The following is a 17,245-nucleotide window of genomic DNA, read 5'->3' on the forward strand; positions in this document are numbered from 1 at the left end:
CAAGTCGGTGCCGTCACATCACAGCCGTCACGCATCGGCGAAACTACCGGGGTGAACGCCGATCGACCTGCCCCGCTCCGCCCTCCCGCCCTGCACCCGCGAGGCCTGCAGTGAGCGCCGCGTTCCCGCCCAGCTGGTACGCCGCCAGCCTGCCCGAACCGCCCGCACTGCCCCCGCTGCAGGGTAATGTGCAGGCCGACGTTGCGGTGCTGGGCGCCGGCTATACCGGGCTGACCGCAGCCCTGGAACTGGCGGCACGTGGCCGGCGCGTGGTAGTGCTGGAAGCGCAGCGGATCGGCTGGGGCGCGTCCGGCCGCAATGGTGGCCAGGCGCTGGTCGGCTACGGCTGCGAGGTGGATGAGCTGGAGCGTCAGCTCGGTCGTGATGATGCGCGCCACCTGTTCGACTGGTCGCGCGACGCGGTGCAGGCGATGCGCGCCCGCATCAATCGCCACGGCATTGACTGCCATTGGGTGGAAGGCCACGCCAGCGTCGCCATCCGCGAACGCCATGAGCGCGAGCTGCGGGCCAACTGCGAGCACCTGCAACGCCATTACGACTACCCCATGCAGTGGTGGGACCGTGACGCCCTGCGCGCGCAGCTGGACAGCCCGCGCTATCGTGCCGCGATGTTCGATCCGCTCAGCGCGCACCTGCACCCGCTGGCCTATGCGCGCGGTCTGGCCGATGCGGCGCGCGCGGCCGGCGTGGTGATCCACGAGGATTCGGCGGTAACCCGCGTGCAGCGCGGACCGCAGCCCACCCTGCACACCGCGCAGGGCAGCGTACGCGCCGCGCATCTGGTGGTGGCCGGAAATGCCTGGCTGCAGGGCCTGCTGCCCGAGCTGGAACGGCGGATCATGCCGGTCGGCACCTATATCGGCGCCAGCGCGCCGCTGGGGGCCGAGCGCGCCCGCGCCCTGATCGGCAACGACATGGCCGTGGCCGACACCGCCTGGGCATTGGACTATTTCCGCCTCAGCCATGACCATCGGCTGCTGTTTGGCGGGCGCGCCAGCTACTCGGCGCTGCCCCCACCCGGCCTGCGCGGGGTGATGCAGCGGCGCATGCACCAGGTGTTCCCACAGCTGGCCGACGTGGCGCTGGACCAGGTCTGGGGCGGCTATGTGGACATCACCCGCAACCGCGCCCCGCATTGGGGCCGGCTGGACGGCGACCTGTACTTCGCGCAGGGCTTCTCCGGCCATGGGGTGGCCGCCGCCGGGCTGGCCGGCGAGGTGATCGCCGCCGCCATTGCCGGCCAGAGCGAGCGCCTGGACGTGTTCCAGCGCCTTCGGCATGCGCCCTTCCCCGGCGGCCGGCTGCTGCGCACGCCGCTGCTGGTGGCGGCGATGTCCTGGTACAAGCTGCGGGATGCGTTGTGGTGAAGATTCTGCATCTCCACCTGTATTGAACGTTCTGACAAACGTACCGCAGCGCTGATCGTGCTGCACACGTCACAGATTTTCACGCGACATCTGTGATGGATGGCTGGACAATTTCCTAAATGCGCAGCTATGCAATTGCATAATCGTTCGCAGACCGATACCGTCCTGAGAAACCGGGCCCCGCGGCGAATGGATGCTGACAGGGGACACGTAGGAGAGGGGGACGTGCGATTGGACTGGTGGAAAGAAGGATTGTTGCTGAAGGTGCGCATTCGTCCGGCTGGCCTGATGATTGCCTTGCTTTATGCAGTGGCCTATTGGGCAACCCGACAGCTGTCGCTGGATCAGTTCTATTTGCCAGCCGGCATCCGGGTGGCAGCCGTGCTGTTGTGCCCGCCGCGCCTGTGGCCCTACCTGCTGCTGGGCGAATATGCGTACTTTGCACAGTCCCGCGTGCCGATGATCGAGAAGTACGGCCTGACATGGGTCATTGTTGCCTCCGCATTCCTCATGCCAGCGGTGATGCTGATTGTGAAGCTGCAACGGCGACTGATGGCGGAGTCGCAGACGATCGGCCTCTTGTTGATTGCCGCCGCTTCCAGCGTCGTTATTACTCTGCTCAACCTCAGTTTTTCCCATCTGCTCTGGCCAACACCTCCTTCCACACCCTTCCTGACCAATGCCGCGCGCTTCAGCGTGGGTGATTTCATCGGCATTCTGACGGTGGCCCCCATCGCCATGCTGTGGGCGCGGCAGGACGTGGGGCAGGAGTGGAACGCTCGACGAAAGACCCCGATGCTGGCAGCACTTTCATCGATGCTGCTGATCGGGATAGCAGCGACTCAACTGCCCGCAGACTGGATTGCATTGAAGGCAACGTTCCTGCTGCTGTTGGCACTCCCCGCGGCCGCGCTTACCTGCCTGTATGGCTGGAAGGGGGCTGCCCTTGCAGTGCCGGTGCTCAACATGGTCATCGGCCTGACCACGCCCAACACCCATCCCACCGCATTCGATCCAGCGGCCTTCATCACCCAGCAGATCATGGCGATCAGCGGCATCGTATTGCTGCTGCTCGGATCACGCATCACCCACTTCTACCACCGTTACAGGCTGCGCGAGATGGGGGAAAGGGACGCCATCCATCTGGCGAGGAGCTCGCAATTGGCCAGCGAGATGGAGCTGCGTGAACGTGCCCTGCACCTTCGCAAGCTCGGCGACGGCATTGATACGTCGCTGGTTGAGCTGGCCGAATGGCTCAAGGCCCAGGGACATCACGCAGTGGCCAACAGCCTTCTGCATACCTCGAATGTACATTCGCGGCTCTTTCGCGAACAGACAAGCATGGTCTATCCCTCGGGCCTGGAGCATCTTGGGCTTTACGTGGCCCTGCAGGCGGGTGGCATCCGTGAGTCGTGGAAGCTGACGGAGCGCGTTCTCCGCCCGGATCTGAAAGGCGACCCCTGCAACCTGAGCGTGGAACTGCAGTTGGCCGCTTACCGGACACTGATTGACGCGGTCTCCATTCTTCTCAAGCATGAAGGTGGTCAGATTCGCATTCGTGCAAGGTGCGGCAGAATGGGCTCCAGGCGCGGAATCCTCATGGTCGTGTCACTGCTGGAACAGCGCAGACGCCTTTCCAAGCAGACAACGATGGCAGCGTTCGAGCGACTGACCGGGCGAACCCTCCCCTATGACGGGACCGTTGACTGCTATCGCAACCGGGTCAGGATTCTGTTCCTCGACCGCGAAACCAGACTGGAGGCAGTAGCCAGTACTCCATCGCGGTACGGCTGCCCCGCACCCTCTGCGCTGCAGTAGTGCATTTCACAGTCAAGCGACCGGATCGAACCAACACAGCAGAATCGCATAACGTCCCGCTCGTCCCCCTGGCCCAGGGCGTCATGGGCACCCGGCGAACACCGGGTGCCCATGCAGTCTGATACTGAAGCTGGCCGATATCCCGGCAACTGTCAGTATCAGGGTGCCTCTACTGCCCACAACACATCAGCTCCGCTTGCATATCTGACCAGCGTGAATGCGGGGGCCCGATAGACAACCGTTCTGGTGGCCTTGGCGGGAACAGGCAGGCGCTGCTCCGGCAACGACACCTTCGCAGACGGGTCACCTGCCGGCAGCACCCAGAACGTGCCGGCAGCATTGCCGATCACGATGTGCACGTGCCCTGCGAGATCGTTTACCTGGAAATAATCCATGCCATCGCGCTCGAACCCATAGACCAACCAGCCGGGATCCACGCTGAGGTCTTGTGCCTGCGGAATCGACTGGCCGAGTCCTTGGCCGGCCAACTTGATTCCATGGTCGTCACTCGGGGCAAAAGCAAAAACGGATACCGGCACCAACATCAATGCACCAGCAAATGCATGAATTCGGAAACTTCTCACACTGACCTCCAGGTTGGATGCAATACGGATCAAGAAGGATGCTACCGCCAATCGCATCAGCATATACCGGGCGGACTCCGCAGTGCCTGTCGGAGATAATCCACTGGATCGATGCAAACCCATGCCACGCCGAATCTGCCTCCGAAATCGCCAATACCCGCGGCGAAACCCGCGCACGGTGCGGGTCAGCGGCATCTGCGACAAGGACCTGGACAGGCGCGTGCAACAGCAGGATGTCGTCGATTGTGTGACGGCGAACACAGCGGACAGCATCAACCGCCGAACGTGGCGGGTGCAACGGCTGAAACGCGATCGACACATGGGCGCACTGATTGTGGATGATTCACCGTCCTCTGGTGGCTATGCCGCCGCACTGCCGGGCATGTAGGGCCTCGAAGCATGGGAAGCCGCCGATTGCAGCGCAAAGGGAGGCCAGACACCTCGATTGCACCCATCTCCAACTGTCGATAGTGTCTGCGGAAGTGGTCAGTCATCATTGGCCGGGAGACGAGAGGCGCGGGCTTGGACCGATTCAAAGAAGCAATTGAACTGAGCTTCCGGATCCGACCCGTCGGAATCGCACTCGCGGCCGTCTACGCCCTGGGCTGCCTTGCCTCGCGTCAGTTCTCGCTGGATCAGTTCTTCCTGCCCGCGGGCATCCGGGCAGCGGCACTACTGATCGTCCCGACCCGCCTGTGGCCCTACCTGCTGCTTGGCGAGTACGCGTACTTCGCAACCTTGCGCATTCCCATGATCGACACCTACGGCCTGGCCTGGGTCATTCTGGCCTCGACGCTGCTGATGCCCGTGGCGATGCTGGTGGTCTACCTGCATCGCATGAGAATGCCATCGGAGTCCGCCACCGGCCTCTGGTTGCTGTCGTTGACCTTCTGCACGGCGTTGTTCGTCCCGGCTCTCAATATGGGCATTTCATTTGCTCTGTGGTCGAACCCACCGCCGAGCAACCTGCTTAGCGCAGTTGATCGCACGATCTTTGGCCACTTCGCCGCCATCATCACCCTCGTGCCGTTGGCATTCCTCTGGTCGCGACGACACGCGGCCCCCAATTGGACGCGCCGCTTTGCTGCGCCTACGGTCACGGCCATCCTGGTGATGCTGGTCCTGGGCCTGTGCATGCAGCTTACGGCCATCAGCGCCCACACCACACGCACCCACCTGGTGCTGCTGTCCTCCCTCCCAGCGATCGCCCTGACCTTCATGCATGGGTGGCGTGGCGCTGCCATCGCGATTCCGCTGTTGAACCTTCCACTCCATTTCGCCACACCCAGCACCGGCCTACCGTCCTCGTTCGACCTGGGCACCTTCGCCACCCAGCAGAACATGGCCGTGATGAGTGTCGCACTGCTCGCCCTGGGGTCCAGCATCAGCTATCACCATGAGCGTGCACGGTGCCGTGGACTGGCAGAGGAAACCACGTTGCGCCTGGCACGTAGTTCGCACCAGACCCGTGAGCGTGAGCTTCGCGAGCGCGCCTCCCATCTCAAGCAACTCGGCGAAGGCATGGACAGCTCGCTCGGCGAGATGGTCAGCTGGCTGAAGGCGCAGGGGCATCATGCGGTGGCCAACAGCCTGCAGCACGCCTCATCCGTGCACTCGCGGCTGTTCCGTGAACAGGCCAGTCTGGTCTACCCCACGGGGCTGGAGCAGGTTGGGCTGTATATCGCGCTGCGGGTTAGCGGCGCATGCGAAAGCTGGGACAACTCCCATCGCGTGATTCCGCCCCGGCTGGAGGGCAACCCCTGCCTGCTGACTGTCGACCTGCAGCTCGCCATCTATCGCTCGCTGATCGAGGCGGTGTCGCTGCTGCTGGAACTGGAGTCGGGACAGGTCAGCGTGCGCGCCCGGAGCGGCCAGGCGGGCGACCGGCGCGGCATCGTGGTGGTCGTTGGCCTGCTTGACCGCGGTCGCACGCTGTCGAACCGGACCGTTCAGCAGGCCATCGAGCGTCTGGCCGGCCGGATAATGGCCTACGGCGGCACGGTGCATTGCCGTGGCAACCGGCTCCGGCTCGTCCTGCACGAATCGCTTGCGGGTACAGCGGCGGCATTCGCATCGCCTGCCTGATCGGTGAACGACGCGCAGGGCACGCTGCTCCGGCTAAAGTTGCACCCGAAACCGCCGCTATCCGTGCCGAGTCCCTCCCTCGTGAGCCACCGCATCATGCCCGTCCTGCCGCAGGCCGCCGTCGATGGCGACCTGGCCGATCCGCTGCCGCAGCGGATCCTGCTGGTCGAAAACTCCCGTGCGTTCACCGGCATGCTGCGCGAGGCCATCGAGCAGCGCCTGGAACTGCCGGTGGTGATCGCTTCCACCCTGGCCGAGGCCGATCGCCTGCTGAGCGAGGATGGGGGCTGGTTCCTGGTACTGACCGGGCTGGTGCTGGCCGACGGCGACCGCGACGCGGTGGTCGAGTTCTTCCTCAGGCGCGGCCTGCCCACCGTGGTGGTCAGCAGCGTCTACGACGAGGATCTGCGCAAGCGCGTACTGCAGCAGCAGATCATCGACTACGTGCTGAAGAACACGCCGGGCAGCATCGACTACCTGGTGTGGCTGGTGCAGCGCCTGGAGCGCAACCGGCGCATTGCGGCACTGGTGGTGGACGACTCGCCGTCCGCGCGCGGCTATGCCGCCGCCCTGCTGCGCATGTACGGCCACGAGGTGCACGAGGCCGCTGACGGCAACGAGGGCCTGGCCGCGATCGACGCGCATCCTGCGATCCGCCTGGCCGTGGTCGACCAGGAAATGCCCGGCATGCAGGGCGTGGAGTTCACCCGCCGCCTGCGCACCCTGCGCTCGCGCGACAAGGTGGCGGTGATCGGCATTTCCGGCAATACCGACGCTTCGCTGATCCCGCGCTTCCTGAAGAACGGCGCCAACGACTTCCTGCGCAAGCCGTTCTCGCGCGAGGAGTTCTTCTGCCGGGTCTCGCAGAACGTGGATCAGCTGGAGCTGATCGGCACGCTGCAGGACCTGGCCACCCGCGACTTCCTCACCGGCCTGCCCAACCGTCGCTGCTTCCTGGAACAGAGCCAGCGCCAGCTGCCGCAACTGCAGCTGCATGGCCAGTGCGTGGCGGTGGCAATGATCGACATCGACCACTTCAAGCACATCAACGACACCTACGGTCACGAAGCCGGCGATGACGCGCTGCGCGCGGTGGCCGGTGCGGTGGCCGCGCATGCCCGCAGCCACGACCTGACCGCCCGCTTCGGCGGCGAGGAGTTCTGCCTGCTGGTGCCGGACATGGAGCAGGACGAGGCCCTGCTGTACTTCGAGGAACTGCGCCAGCGCATCGCCGCGCTGGAAGTGGACATCGGCACCGCCAGCCTGCGCATGACGGTGAGCATCGGCCTGTGCTGCCTGCGCCCGCAGCGCGATGCACTGCATCGGCTGATCTCCGAAGCCGACCGCCAGCTGTACCTGGCCAAGGCCGGCGGCCGCAACCGGGTCAGCTGCACCACGGTGGCCAGCCCGCTGCGCCCGCGCGAGCCCGCGCTGACCTGACCGGGCAGCCTTGATCCAGATCAACGCCGCGCCAGCGCGGCAGCTCTACAGTCAGCCCCGACATACGCATGAAGGGGAGCCGGGGATGGCACTACTGGTCTGGCAGGACGATCTGAACATCGGCATCGATGTGATCGACCAACAACACCGCCGCATCATCGAGATGCTCAACCATTTGCACGTGGCCCAGGCCAGCATGCAGCGTGCGGCAGTGGGCGAGGTGATCGACGAAGTGGTGGACTACACCATGTCGCACTTCGCGTTCGAGGAAGAACTGATGGAGGAAGCGGGCTATCCGTTCTGTGCCGCGCACAAGCGCGTGCATGAAGTCTTCATCAAGCGGGTATCGGAGTACCGCATGCGCTTCCAGGCCGGCGAGGACATCAGCGATGAACTGCGCACCATGCTCTCGCGCTGGTTGTTCAACCACATCCGCGGCGATGACCAGGCCTACGCCGAACAGGTCAAGGCGCACTTGAACCAGTTCGCCCGCGAACACCAGGGCGGCGGTTGGCTGGGGCGCACGCTCAAGCGCTTCTTTGGCTGAGCCGCAGCGCGCGCCGGTGCAGGGCCACCAGCGCGCACAGGGTCGCTGCCGCAGTCAGGCACAGGTAGTAGCCGACCGCGACCAGGCCGAAGCGTTCCGCCAGCCAGGTGGCCAGGTACGGCGCCGGCGCCGCACCCAGAATGCCGGCCAGGTTGAATGACAGCGAGGCGCCGGTGTAGCGCACTTCCACCGGGTAGATCTCGGCCAGGAAGGTGCCGCAGGGGCCGTAGGTCAGCCCCATCAGGAACAGGCCCAGGCACAGGAACGCCGTGACCAGCCAGGGACTGTGCGGCTGGAACAGCGGAGCGAACAGCACGCCGAAGCCGATGATCAGCACGCTGGCCACGATCATCGTGCGACGCGTGCCCCAGCGGTCGCCATAGCGCGCCGACAACGGGATGCCCAGCGCGAAGAACAGCATGCCGGCCATCTGCATCAGCAGGAACTGCTCGCGGCTGTAGCCCAGCACGGCGGTGCCATGGCCGAGGCTGAACACGGTCATCAGGTAGAACAGCACGAAGGTGGCGAACGCCCCCAGCGTGCCCAGCAGCATCGCCACCGGATGGTCACGCAGCACCGTCCACATCGGCAGCCGCACCGGCGCCTTGCGCTCCAGTGCCTGCTTGAAGTCGGGCGTCTCATGGATGTTCAGGCGCACCCACAGGCCCAGGCCGACCAGCAGCGCGCTGGCCACGAACGGAATACGCCAGCCCCACTGCAGGAAGTCGTCCTGGCTCAGGCAGCGGCCGAGCGCCAGGAAAATGCCCGCCGACAACAGGAAACCGATCGGCGCGCCCAGCTGCGGGAACATGCCGTACCAGGCGCGCTTGCCCGGCGGCGCGTTCTCGGTGGCCAGCAGCACCGCCCCACCCCACTCGCCGCCCAGGCCCAGGCCCTGGCCGAAGCGGCACAGCGCCAGCAGCGCGGGCGCCCACAGGCCAATCTGCGCGTGGGTCGGCAGCAGACCGATCAGCACCGTGGACAGGCCCATGGTCAGCAACGCGGCGACCAGGGTGGCCTTGCGGCCGATGCGGTCGCCGAAATGGCCGAACACCGCCGAGCCGACCGGCCGTGCGATGAACGCCACCGCGAAGGTCGCCAGTGACTGCAACAGCGCCGCCTGTTCGCTGCTGTCCGGGAAGAACAGGTGCGGGAACACCAGCACTGCGGCCGTGGCGTAGATGTAGAAATCGAAGAATTCGATGGTGGTGCCGATCAGGCTGGCCAACAGGACGCGGCGGGGAGAGTTCACGGGCGGTGCGGCAGCGGTGATCGTCGACATCGGCAACACGGGTAACGGCGGATCGCCCGATTCTGCCACGGGCCGGTGGCCGCACGGGACGATGGTTTCAGCCGACACCGATGCCAACGAGGGTGGCAGGCGCCATTGTTCTGCAGGTTCTCGCCCCTGCTCGACCACATTCCACGAAATGCAGCCGAGCATCGGCTCGGCTCTACATGTGGGCGCAAGCCCCGACGCCGTTACAGCTGGATCCAGGTGGCCTTGATCTCGCTGTACTTGTCGAACGCATGCAGCGATTTGTCGCGCCCATTGCCGGACTGCTTGTAGCCACCGAACGGGGCGGTCATGTCACCGCCATCCCAGCCGTTCACCCAGACGCTGCCGGCGCGCAGCTGGCGTGCGACGCGGTGGGCGCGGCCCAGATCGCGCGTCCACAGGCCGGCGGCGAGGCCGTAGCGGCTGTCATTGGCCAGGCGCACCGCTTCGGCTTCGTCGTCAAAGCCGAGCACCGCCAGCACCGGCCCGAATACTTCCTCGCGCGCCAATGCCTGGTCGGGGCTCACCTGATCGAACACCGTGGGCTGCACATAACAACCGCCCGCCTCGACATCGGCGCGATGACCGCCCAGCAGCAGGCGGGCGCCCTCGCTTTCGGCACGCACGATATCCCCCATCACCTTGTCCAGATGCGCGGCATCCACCAGCGCGCCCATCGGTGCGTCGGCGTCAAGCGGGTGGCACGGCTGCATGTGCTGGCCGTAGGCAACCACCTGGTGCACGAAATCCTCGCGGATCGAGCGCTGCACCAGCAGCCGTGACCCGGCAGTACAGACCTCGCCCTGGTTGAAGAAAATGCCCCGTGCCACCGCCTTCGCAGCGGCATCCAGATCGGGGCATCGGCAAACACCACGTGCGGGCTCTTGCCACCACACTCCAGCCAGACCCGCTTGAGGTTGGACCGCCCTGAATACTGCAGCAGCCGCGCGCCGGTGGCCGTGGAGCCGGTGAACGCCAGCACGTCCACATCCATGTGCAGGGCCAACGGCTCACCGACGCGCGCACCGTGGCCCGGCAGCACGTTCAGCACACCCTCCGGCAGGCCCGCTTCGGCGGCCAGCGCCGCCAGCCGCAACGCACTCAGGGGCGAGCGCTCGGAAGGCTTGAGCACCACCGAGTTGCCCATGGCCAATGCAGGCGCGATCTTCCAGCACGCCATCAGCAACGGGAAATTCCACGGCACGATCGCCGCCACCACGCCGGCGGGCTCGCGCGTGACCAGGCCCAGCTCATGCGGGCCGGTGGGCGCGACCTCACCGTACAGCTTGTCCACCGCTTCGGCCGTCCAGCGCAGGCAGCGCACCGCGCCGGGCAGGTCGATACGACGCGCATCACGCACCGGCTTGCCCATGTCCAGGGTTTCCAGCAGGGCCAGCTCGTCCGCGTGTTTTTCCACCAACGCCGCCAACGCCAGCAGCACGCGCTTGCGATGGGCCGGGCTGGCCTGTGACCAGTGGCCCGCATCGAAGGCACGCCGCGCCGCGCCCACTGCGCGCTCCACGTCCTGTGCATCGCAGTCGGCGACCACCCCCAGCACGCGACCATCAATCGGGCTGATGCAGTCGAAGCGCGCGCCGCTGACAGCGTCGGTGTAACGACCCTCGATAAAGGCCTGTCCGGGTATCGAAAGCTGCTGGGCCAGCGCCTGCCAGTGGCTGCGGTCGGGAAAGTCGGCCATGTCGGGCTCCTCGGAACAGTTTCCCCGGTTATACCGGCGCGGCCGCGACTCCACCGTGACGTGGCTGCGCTACATTTCCCCCATCGGACCCGATGGAGCTGGCATGAAGCGTTCCGCGAGCGACCTGCACGATCTGGCCACCCGACGCCCGGAGTCATTGGAGGCGTACTGGATGCCGTTCACCGCCAACCGCCAGTTCAAGGCCGCGCCGCGTGTGCTGGTGCGTGCCGAGGGCATGCACTACGAGGATGTCGACGGCCGCCAGATCCTCGATGGCACCGCCGGCCTCTGGTGCTGCAACGCGGGCCATGCACGGCCGCGCATCGTCGAGGCCATCGTCGAGCAGGCGCGCACGCTCGACTATTCGCCGGCCTTCCAGATGGGCTCGCCGCCGGCCTTCGCCCTGGCGCAGCGGCTGGCCGCCTTGGCGCCGGGCCCGCTCAACCATGTGTTCTTCACCAGCTCCGGTTCCGAGGCGGTGGATACCGCGATGAAGATCGTGCTGGCCTACCACCGCCAGCGCGGCGAGGGCCAGCGCACCCGCTTCATCAGCCGCGAGAAGGCCTACCACGGGGTGGGTTTCGGCGGCATGGCGCTGGGCGGGCTGCCCAACAACCGCAAGCCGTTCGGCCTGCAGCTGGGCGGCGTCGACTACCTGCGCCACACCCTGGACCTGCCGCGCAATGCGTTCAGCAGGGGCCTGCCGCGCCAGGGCGCGGAGCTGGCCGATGACCTGGAACGGCTGATCGCGCTGCATGATGCCTCGACGATTGCCGCCGTATTCGTTGAACCCATTGCCGGCTCAGCCGGGGTGATCCTGCCCGCACCGGGTTACCTGCAGCGCCTGCGCGAACTGTGCGACCAGCACGGCATCCTGCTGGTGTTCGACGAGGTCATCACCGGTTTCGGCCGGGTTGGGATGCCCTTCGCCGCGCAGCGCTTCGGGGTCACCCCGGACCTGCTGACCTTCGCCAAGGCGGTCAGCAACGGCGCGGTACCGCTGGGTGGCGTGCTGGCCAGCGACGCCGTGCATGCAACCCTGATGCAGGCACCGCCACAGGCCATCGAGCTTTTCCATGGCTATACCTGTTCGGGGCACCCGCTGGCCTGCGCCGCGGCGCTGGCGACGCTGGAGGTCTATGCCGAGGAGCGTCTGTTCGAGCGCGCCATCGAGCTGGGCGAGTACTGGCAGGAACGACTGCATGCGCTGCAGGGCCTGCCCAACGTGATCGACATCCGCAACTTCGGCCTGGTCGGCGCGGTTGAGCTGGCGCCTCGCCGCGATGCGCCGGGCAGCCGGGGCTACGAGGTCTACCGGCGCTGCTTCCACGACGGCCGACTGCTGGTGCGCTGCACCGGCGACATCATCGCGCTGTCGCCGCCGCTGATCGTGGACAAGGCGCAGATCGACCAGATCACCGGCACCCTGGGCGAGATGATCCGGGCCACCGCCTGAGCCGGGCCGATGGTGGCGAGCGGGTACAATGGGCGGTTCCGCTCCTGCTCGCTGCCGTGCCCATGGATATCGTCGTCAAAGAAGAACTCAAGGCCTACATCGACCCGCTGACCGCGGACGAACATGACGCGCTGGAGCGCAGCATCCTGGCCGAAGGCTGCCGCGATGCGCTGGTGCTGTGGGGGAATGTACTGGTCGATGGCCATAACCGTTTCGGCATCTGCCAGAAGCATGGCCTGCCCTTCAATACCGTGCAGAACACCCGCTTCCAGAGCATGGAAGACGTGCACCTGTGGATGATCGAACAGCATCTGGGCCGCCGCAGCGTGTCCGACTTCCAGCGCGGCGTGCTGGCGCTGCGCAAGCGCGACATCCTGGCCGCCCGCAAGCAGGTCGAGCAGGCGCAGCTGCAGCGCGAGAGCGATGGCACCGCCGACGTCGCCGATGAGACCGGTGAAGACAGTCCGCCGTGGGAACCGGCACCGAAGATCAGCCGCGCCGAGCTGGCGCGCGAAGCCAAGCTGAGCACCAGCCAGGTCGGCATGATCGAGCGCATCCACGCCCAGGCCGCCGCCGAGGTGGTGGAAGCGGTCAAGGCCGGCGTGATCTCGATCAGCGCCGCCGCCGCCGTGGCCGACCTGCCGGAAGAAGAGCAGCGCGCCGCCGCCGCCGGTGGCAAGGACGAGCTGAAGCAGGCCGCCAAGCGCGTGCGCGAGTCCAAGCGCAAGCCGCGCGCACCGAAGCCGGAAGCGGCCGAGATGGACTTCGAGGAACCGGACGAGGAGCAGATCGCCAGCCGCGACGCCGAGGTGCTGTCGGCGCTGGAACAACTGGGCGAGGATGCCCCGGCACTGCGCCGCCGCGTCGTCGCGCTGACCCGCGAGAACGACACCCTGCGCGCGCAGCTGGCTGCGTTGCGCAAGCAACTGGAAGCGCTGTAAGCGCTCTCGACGCGCTTCTGTAGAGCCGAGCCCATGCTCGGCTGCTCTTTGCCACGCGCAAGGCAGCCGAGCATGGGCTCGGCTCTACAGGCAGGCGTCACCGGGCTGCGGTTAGACTTCCGGCATGACGCCTGCCCACGATCCGCGCCGCGCTCAGCTGCGACGCCTGAAAGCCCTCGCACTGGGCCTGCTGCTGTTGATGCTGGCCGGATTCGCGGTCAGCCACTGGCAGGGCGAACGCGGCATCTGGGCCTGGGTCTCGGCGTTCTGCGAGGCCGCAGCCGTGGGCGCACTGGCCGACTGGTTCGCCGTCGTCGCGCTGTTCCGGCGCCCGATGGGCCTGCCGATTCCGCACACTGCGATCATCCCGCGCAGCAAGGAACGCATCGGCGACAGCCTCGCCCTGTTCGTGCGTGACCAGTTCCTGGAACCGCAGGTGCTGCTGGCCAAGCTGCAGGTGTTCGATCCGGCCAGCCGCCTCGGCAGTTGGCTGGCCGACCCGGCGCGCTCGCGGATGCTGGCCGACATGGCACGCGGCTGGGCCCTGCAGGCACTGGACTTCTTCGACGAGACAGCGGTGCGCCGGCAGCTGCATGCGTTCGTGGTGCAGCAGCTGCGGCAGTGGAATGCCGCCGCCACCGCCGGTGAGCTGCTTGCCCTGCTGACCGCCGACGGGCGCCACCAGCGCGTGCTGGACGAGGGCCTGCAGCGGCTCGGCCGCTGGCTGGAACAGCCAGAAGTGAAGGAACGCGCCTCGCAGCTGATCGTGCGCTACATCCAGCGCGAATGGCCGACGCTCTCGAGCACGGTGAACTGGGTGAAGCCGATCGATGAGATCGGCGACAGCCTGGCCGAGCGCCTGGCGCGGGCGGTGCTGGAAGAACTGCAGCAGGTATTGGCCGAGCCGCAGCATCCGCTGCGCCAGGACTACGAGACCTGGCTGCAGAACTACGTGCAGCGCCTGCGCGAGGACCCGGCCCTGGCCGAGCGCATCGAACAGCTCAAGCAGGAAATGATCGACCATCCGGCCCTGCAGGACTACGTGCAAGGGCTGTGGGCGCGCATCCACGCCAGCCTGCGCGACGACCTGCAGCGCGAGGACTCGGCGCTGGTCGGACACCTGCAGCGCAGCCTCGCCTCGCTGGGCGCCAGCCTGCAGGCCGCCCCGGCCCTGCGCGAGGCCCTCAACCAGCACCTGCTGGAAGGTGCGCAACGCCTGACCGGCCGCCTGCGCGAGGGTGTGACCACGCATATCGCGCAGACCGTGAAGGGCTGGGACGAGCGGCATCTGGTCGAACAGCTGGAATTGAGCGTGGGCCGCGACCTGCAGTTCATCCGCTTCAACGGCACGCTGGTGGGTGGGCTGATCGGCCTGTTGCTGCATGCGGCGACAGTGGTGTTCAGGTTCTAGGCCTCGGTGCGCCCCCGGATCATCATGCTTGATTCATAAAATGCGAATGCCTATCATTTACTGATCGGTTGTACGCTTAGCCAAGCGGGCGCGGAAGACGCGCCCATCGCCCGTGTACATCCCCGACCTCTGGATTGCCCGCCTGCGCGGGCAGTGCTTCGTCGATGGGACACGCTGGGCGACATGCGCAGGGCGCAAGGGGGCCGCGGACGCGTTCCATCCCCTCCCCTACCTGCAGGAACGCCGTGGACCGCTCGCCCGCAACCGCCAGCCCCCGCACCTTCTTCTCCAATCCACGCTGGGGCGTGCTGTCACGCTCGCTGGCCGCGATCTTCGGCGGCTACGCGCTGGCTTCGGCCACCAGCGTGTTCTGCGCGGTGGCGCTGCCCGGTGCGCGCGGCCAGGCCGTGCTGACCGGCATGCTGCTGGCCATCCTGGTGGCCGCCTGCGCAGCGCTGTGGGCGTTCGCGACCCGCAGCGCGCTGCGCGCCTGGGTCGGCATTCTCGCTCCCACCCTGCTGATGGTGGCCATTGCGCGCCTGATGGGAGCCTGGGCATGAAGAACGGGTTCCGCCAATCGATGGCCTGGCTGCACACCTGGACCGGCCTGCTGGTCGGCTGGTTGCTGCTGCTGATCTTCATGGCGGGCACCGCCAGCTACTATCGCGAGGAAATCAGCCGCTGGATGCGACCGGAACTTCCGTCCAGCCAGGTCAGCATCGATGTCGCCGCGCAGCGCGCCGTGGATTACCTGCAGGCCAATGCGGCGCAGGCCGGGAACTGGTTCGTCACCCTGCCGCAGCCGCGCAACCCGGCCATGCAGATGTTCTGGCGGTTGCCACCGGAGCTGGCCGATCCCAGTCGCGGCCGTCGCGGTGGCTTCGGCGAAGCCACGCTGGACCCGAATACCGGCCAGGCACTGAAGGCACGCGAAACACGGGGCGGTGATTTCTTCTACCGCCTGCATTTCGACCTGCACTACATCCCGGTGCTGTGGGCGCGCTACCTGGTCGGCTTCTGCGCGATGTTCATGCTGGTGGCGATCATCACCGGCGTCATCACCCACAAGAAAATCTTCAAGGACTTCTTCACGTTCCGCAAGGACAAGGGCCTGCGTTCCTGGCTCGATTTCCACAACGTCAGCGCGGTGATGGCCCTGCCCTACCACGCGATGATCACCTACACCGGCATCGTCACCCTGATGGTCATGTACCTGCCGTGGGGGGTGAAAGTCGCCTACCCGCAGGACGAAGACAAGTTCTTCAGCGAAGCCTTCGGTGGCATGCCGGAGGTGACCGCGCCGGCCGAAGGACGCGCCACGCCGCTGCCGATCGCGCAGCTGCTGGACAGCGCACGTGCGCACTGGCACGGCGTGGAAGTGGCCGGCTTCACCGTGTCCAACCCGGGGGCGGCCAATGCGGTGATCGACATCCGCCAACGCGACGGCAAGCGCCTGTCCACCGACACTCCCGCCGTTCGCTACAACATGGTCAACGGCACGTTGCTGGAGGAAACGCCTCCATCCGGCGGCGCCACCGCCACCCGTGGCGTGCTGTACGGCCTGCACCTGGCGCGCTTCGCCGATTGGGGCCTGCGTGCACTGTTCTTCCTGTCCGGCCTGGTCGGCTGCCTGATGGTGGCCAGCGGCGTGGTGCTGTGGGCGGTGAAGGAACGGCCGAAGCATGCCAAGAGTGGGCGCACCGGCTTCGGCCTGCGCCTGGTCGATGCGCTGAACATCGGCACCGTGGCCGGCCTGCCGATCGCCTTTGCGGCCTACTTCTGGGGCAACCGCCTGCTGCCGCTGGACATCGCCGGGCGCGCGAGTGCGGAAGCCAACGTGTTCTTCTACGCCTGGGGCGGCGCGCTGCTGGCCGCCTTCATCTGGCCGAAGCGGATGATGTGGGCGTGGCAGCTGTACCTGGGTGCGGCTGCGTTCGCGCTGGTACCGGTGGTCAACGCGCTGACCACGCACGCGCATCTTGGCATCACATTGCGCAGCGGTGACTGGGTACTGGCTGGCGTCGATCTGTCGATGATCGCGTTCGGTGCGATGCTGGCGCTGTGCGGCTGGCGCATGCAGCGCTGGACGCCACCGCTGAGCGCGGCCGAGAAGAAGAAGCGCGCCGCCGCCGCAGCAGCACCCAGGGCCCCGGTGGACGCTGCGGAAACCGCCGAAGCGGAGGCCAGCGCATGATGCTGCTGCCACTGGCCCTGTCGTTCTCCGCGTTCACCGCGTTGTCGCTGGCGATGGAAAAGCACCAGCACGACCTGCACGGCAGCGCCGCAGCCACGCCCGCACGGCGCACCCAGTGGCGCGTGCTGGGCTGGGCCCTGCTGACGGTGGCGTTCGCGCTGTGCGTGATCGACCACGGCTGGGCGATGGGCCCGGTGCTGTGGCTGGGCACGATGACACTGGGCGGTCTGGCGCTGTCGTTCGGGCTGTACCCGTACCGGCCGAAGTGGATCGCGGCGTTGGCGATCGTGCTGCCGGTGCTGGGGCTGGTGGTGGCGGTGCTGTAGCCGGGCCACCGGGGTCGGATCCCTTGCGCGAAGCGCAAGGGCTCTGACCCCTGGTGCGTAGATCCGGATGGGGTCAG

At 66.7% G+C, this 17,245-nt stretch carries 13 protein-coding genes and 1 pseudogene; 11 read left to right on the plus strand and 3 right to left on the minus strand.

What is annotated here, in order from left to right; translation table 11 throughout:
- The first annotated feature begins 110 nt into the window (after positions 1-110).
- Together AC5P6H_RS09680 and AC5P6H_RS09685 are read left to right on the plus strand one after the other, a co-directional pair.
- Positions 111-1,388, plus strand: a complete 1,278-nt coding sequence (locus AC5P6H_RS09680) for an NAD(P)/FAD-dependent oxidoreductase (RefSeq protein WP_164232471.1) — start codon at positions 111-113, stop codon at positions 1,386-1,388.
- A 225-nt stretch (positions 1,389-1,613) separates the two neighbouring features.
- Positions 1,614-3,206 (plus strand): MASE1 domain-containing protein, encoded by a 1,593-nt coding sequence (locus AC5P6H_RS09685; RefSeq protein ID WP_049405548.1) that lies wholly within the window; start codon positions 1,614-1,616, stop codon positions 3,204-3,206.
- Positions 3,207-3,364: 158 nt separating this feature from the next.
- Here the strand turns inward: AC5P6H_RS09685 and AC5P6H_RS09690 are convergent, their stop codons facing one another.
- The gene (locus AC5P6H_RS09690) at positions 3,365-3,853 is read right to left on the minus strand and encodes a hypothetical protein (RefSeq protein ID WP_049405537.1); all 489 of its coding nucleotides are present in this window, start codon (positions 3,851-3,853) and stop codon (positions 3,365-3,367) included.
- Between the two features lie 459 nt (positions 3,854-4,312).
- On the opposite strand from AC5P6H_RS09690, the gene AC5P6H_RS09695 reads away from it, so the two are divergent.
- The 3 genes from AC5P6H_RS09695 (at position 4,313) to AC5P6H_RS09705 (ending at position 7,862) form a co-directional block, all read left to right on the plus strand.
- Entirely contained in the window at positions 4,313-5,875 is a 1,563-nt protein-coding gene (locus AC5P6H_RS09695) for an MASE1 domain-containing protein (RefSeq protein WP_478406370.1), read from the plus strand.
- Positions 5,876-5,971: 96 nt separating this feature from the next.
- A complete protein-coding gene (locus AC5P6H_RS09700; protein WP_041863220.1) occupies positions 5,972-7,315 on the plus strand; it encodes a diguanylate cyclase in 1,344 nt (447 codons plus the stop codon).
- 85 nt (positions 7,316-7,400) lie between these two features.
- Positions 7,401-7,862 carry a bacteriohemerythrin gene (locus tag AC5P6H_RS09705; RefSeq protein ID WP_004151683.1) on the plus strand — a complete coding sequence of 154 codons (462 nt, stop codon included), beginning with the start codon at positions 7,401-7,403 and terminating at the stop codon, positions 7,860-7,862.
- On the opposite strand, the gene AC5P6H_RS09710 is transcribed toward AC5P6H_RS09705, so the two are convergent.
- On the minus strand, positions 7,843-9,144 hold the full coding sequence (locus AC5P6H_RS09710) for an MFS transporter (RefSeq protein WP_032961593.1): 1,302 nt from the start codon (positions 9,142-9,144) through the stop codon (positions 7,843-7,845). The two genes, AC5P6H_RS09705 and AC5P6H_RS09710, sit on opposite strands and share 20 nt — an antisense overlap.
- 200 nt (positions 9,145-9,344) lie before the next feature.
- Positions 9,345-10,840: pseudogene (locus AC5P6H_RS09715) on the minus strand (aldehyde dehydrogenase).
- Between the two features lie 103 nt (positions 10,841-10,943).
- Between AC5P6H_RS09715 and aptA the strand changes: the two are divergent.
- The 6 genes from aptA (at position 10,944) to AC5P6H_RS09745 (ending at position 17,168) form a co-directional block, all read left to right on the plus strand.
- Positions 10,944-12,296: an omega-aminotransferase AptA gene (aptA, locus tag AC5P6H_RS09720; RefSeq protein ID WP_014646556.1), complete on the plus strand. Its 1,353-nt coding sequence runs from the start codon at positions 10,944-10,946 to the stop codon at positions 12,294-12,296.
- Between the two features lie 62 nt (positions 12,297-12,358).
- Positions 12,359-13,237: a ParB N-terminal domain-containing protein gene (locus AC5P6H_RS09725; RefSeq protein WP_014646555.1), complete on the plus strand. Its 879-nt coding sequence runs from the start codon at positions 12,359-12,361 to the stop codon at positions 13,235-13,237.
- Positions 13,238-13,361: 124 nt separating this feature from the next.
- The gene (locus AC5P6H_RS09730; protein ID WP_495202561.1) at positions 13,362-14,648 is read left to right on the plus strand and encodes a DUF445 domain-containing protein; all 1,287 of its coding nucleotides are present in this window, start codon (positions 13,362-13,364) and stop codon (positions 14,646-14,648) included.
- Positions 14,649-14,893: 245 nt separating this feature from the next.
- Positions 14,894-15,208, plus strand: coding sequence for a DUF3649 domain-containing protein (locus AC5P6H_RS09735; RefSeq protein ID WP_049442217.1), 315 nt, complete (start codon positions 14,894-14,896; stop codon positions 15,206-15,208).
- Positions 15,205-16,842, plus strand: coding sequence for a PepSY-associated TM helix domain-containing protein (locus AC5P6H_RS09740; RefSeq protein WP_049442215.1), 1,638 nt, complete (start codon positions 15,205-15,207; stop codon positions 16,840-16,842). The genes AC5P6H_RS09735 and AC5P6H_RS09740 overlap by 4 nt, the downstream gene beginning before the upstream one ends.
- The gene (locus AC5P6H_RS09745) at positions 16,839-17,168 is read left to right on the plus strand and encodes a DUF3325 domain-containing protein (RefSeq protein ID WP_049442214.1); all 330 of its coding nucleotides are present in this window, start codon (positions 16,839-16,841) and stop codon (positions 17,166-17,168) included. Before AC5P6H_RS09740 ends, AC5P6H_RS09745 begins: the two co-directional genes overlap by 4 nt.
- Positions 17,169-17,245 lie beyond the last annotated feature (77 nt).

The sequence above is a fragment of the Stenotrophomonas sp. YJH_SMC_110 genome (assembly GCF_059369255.1).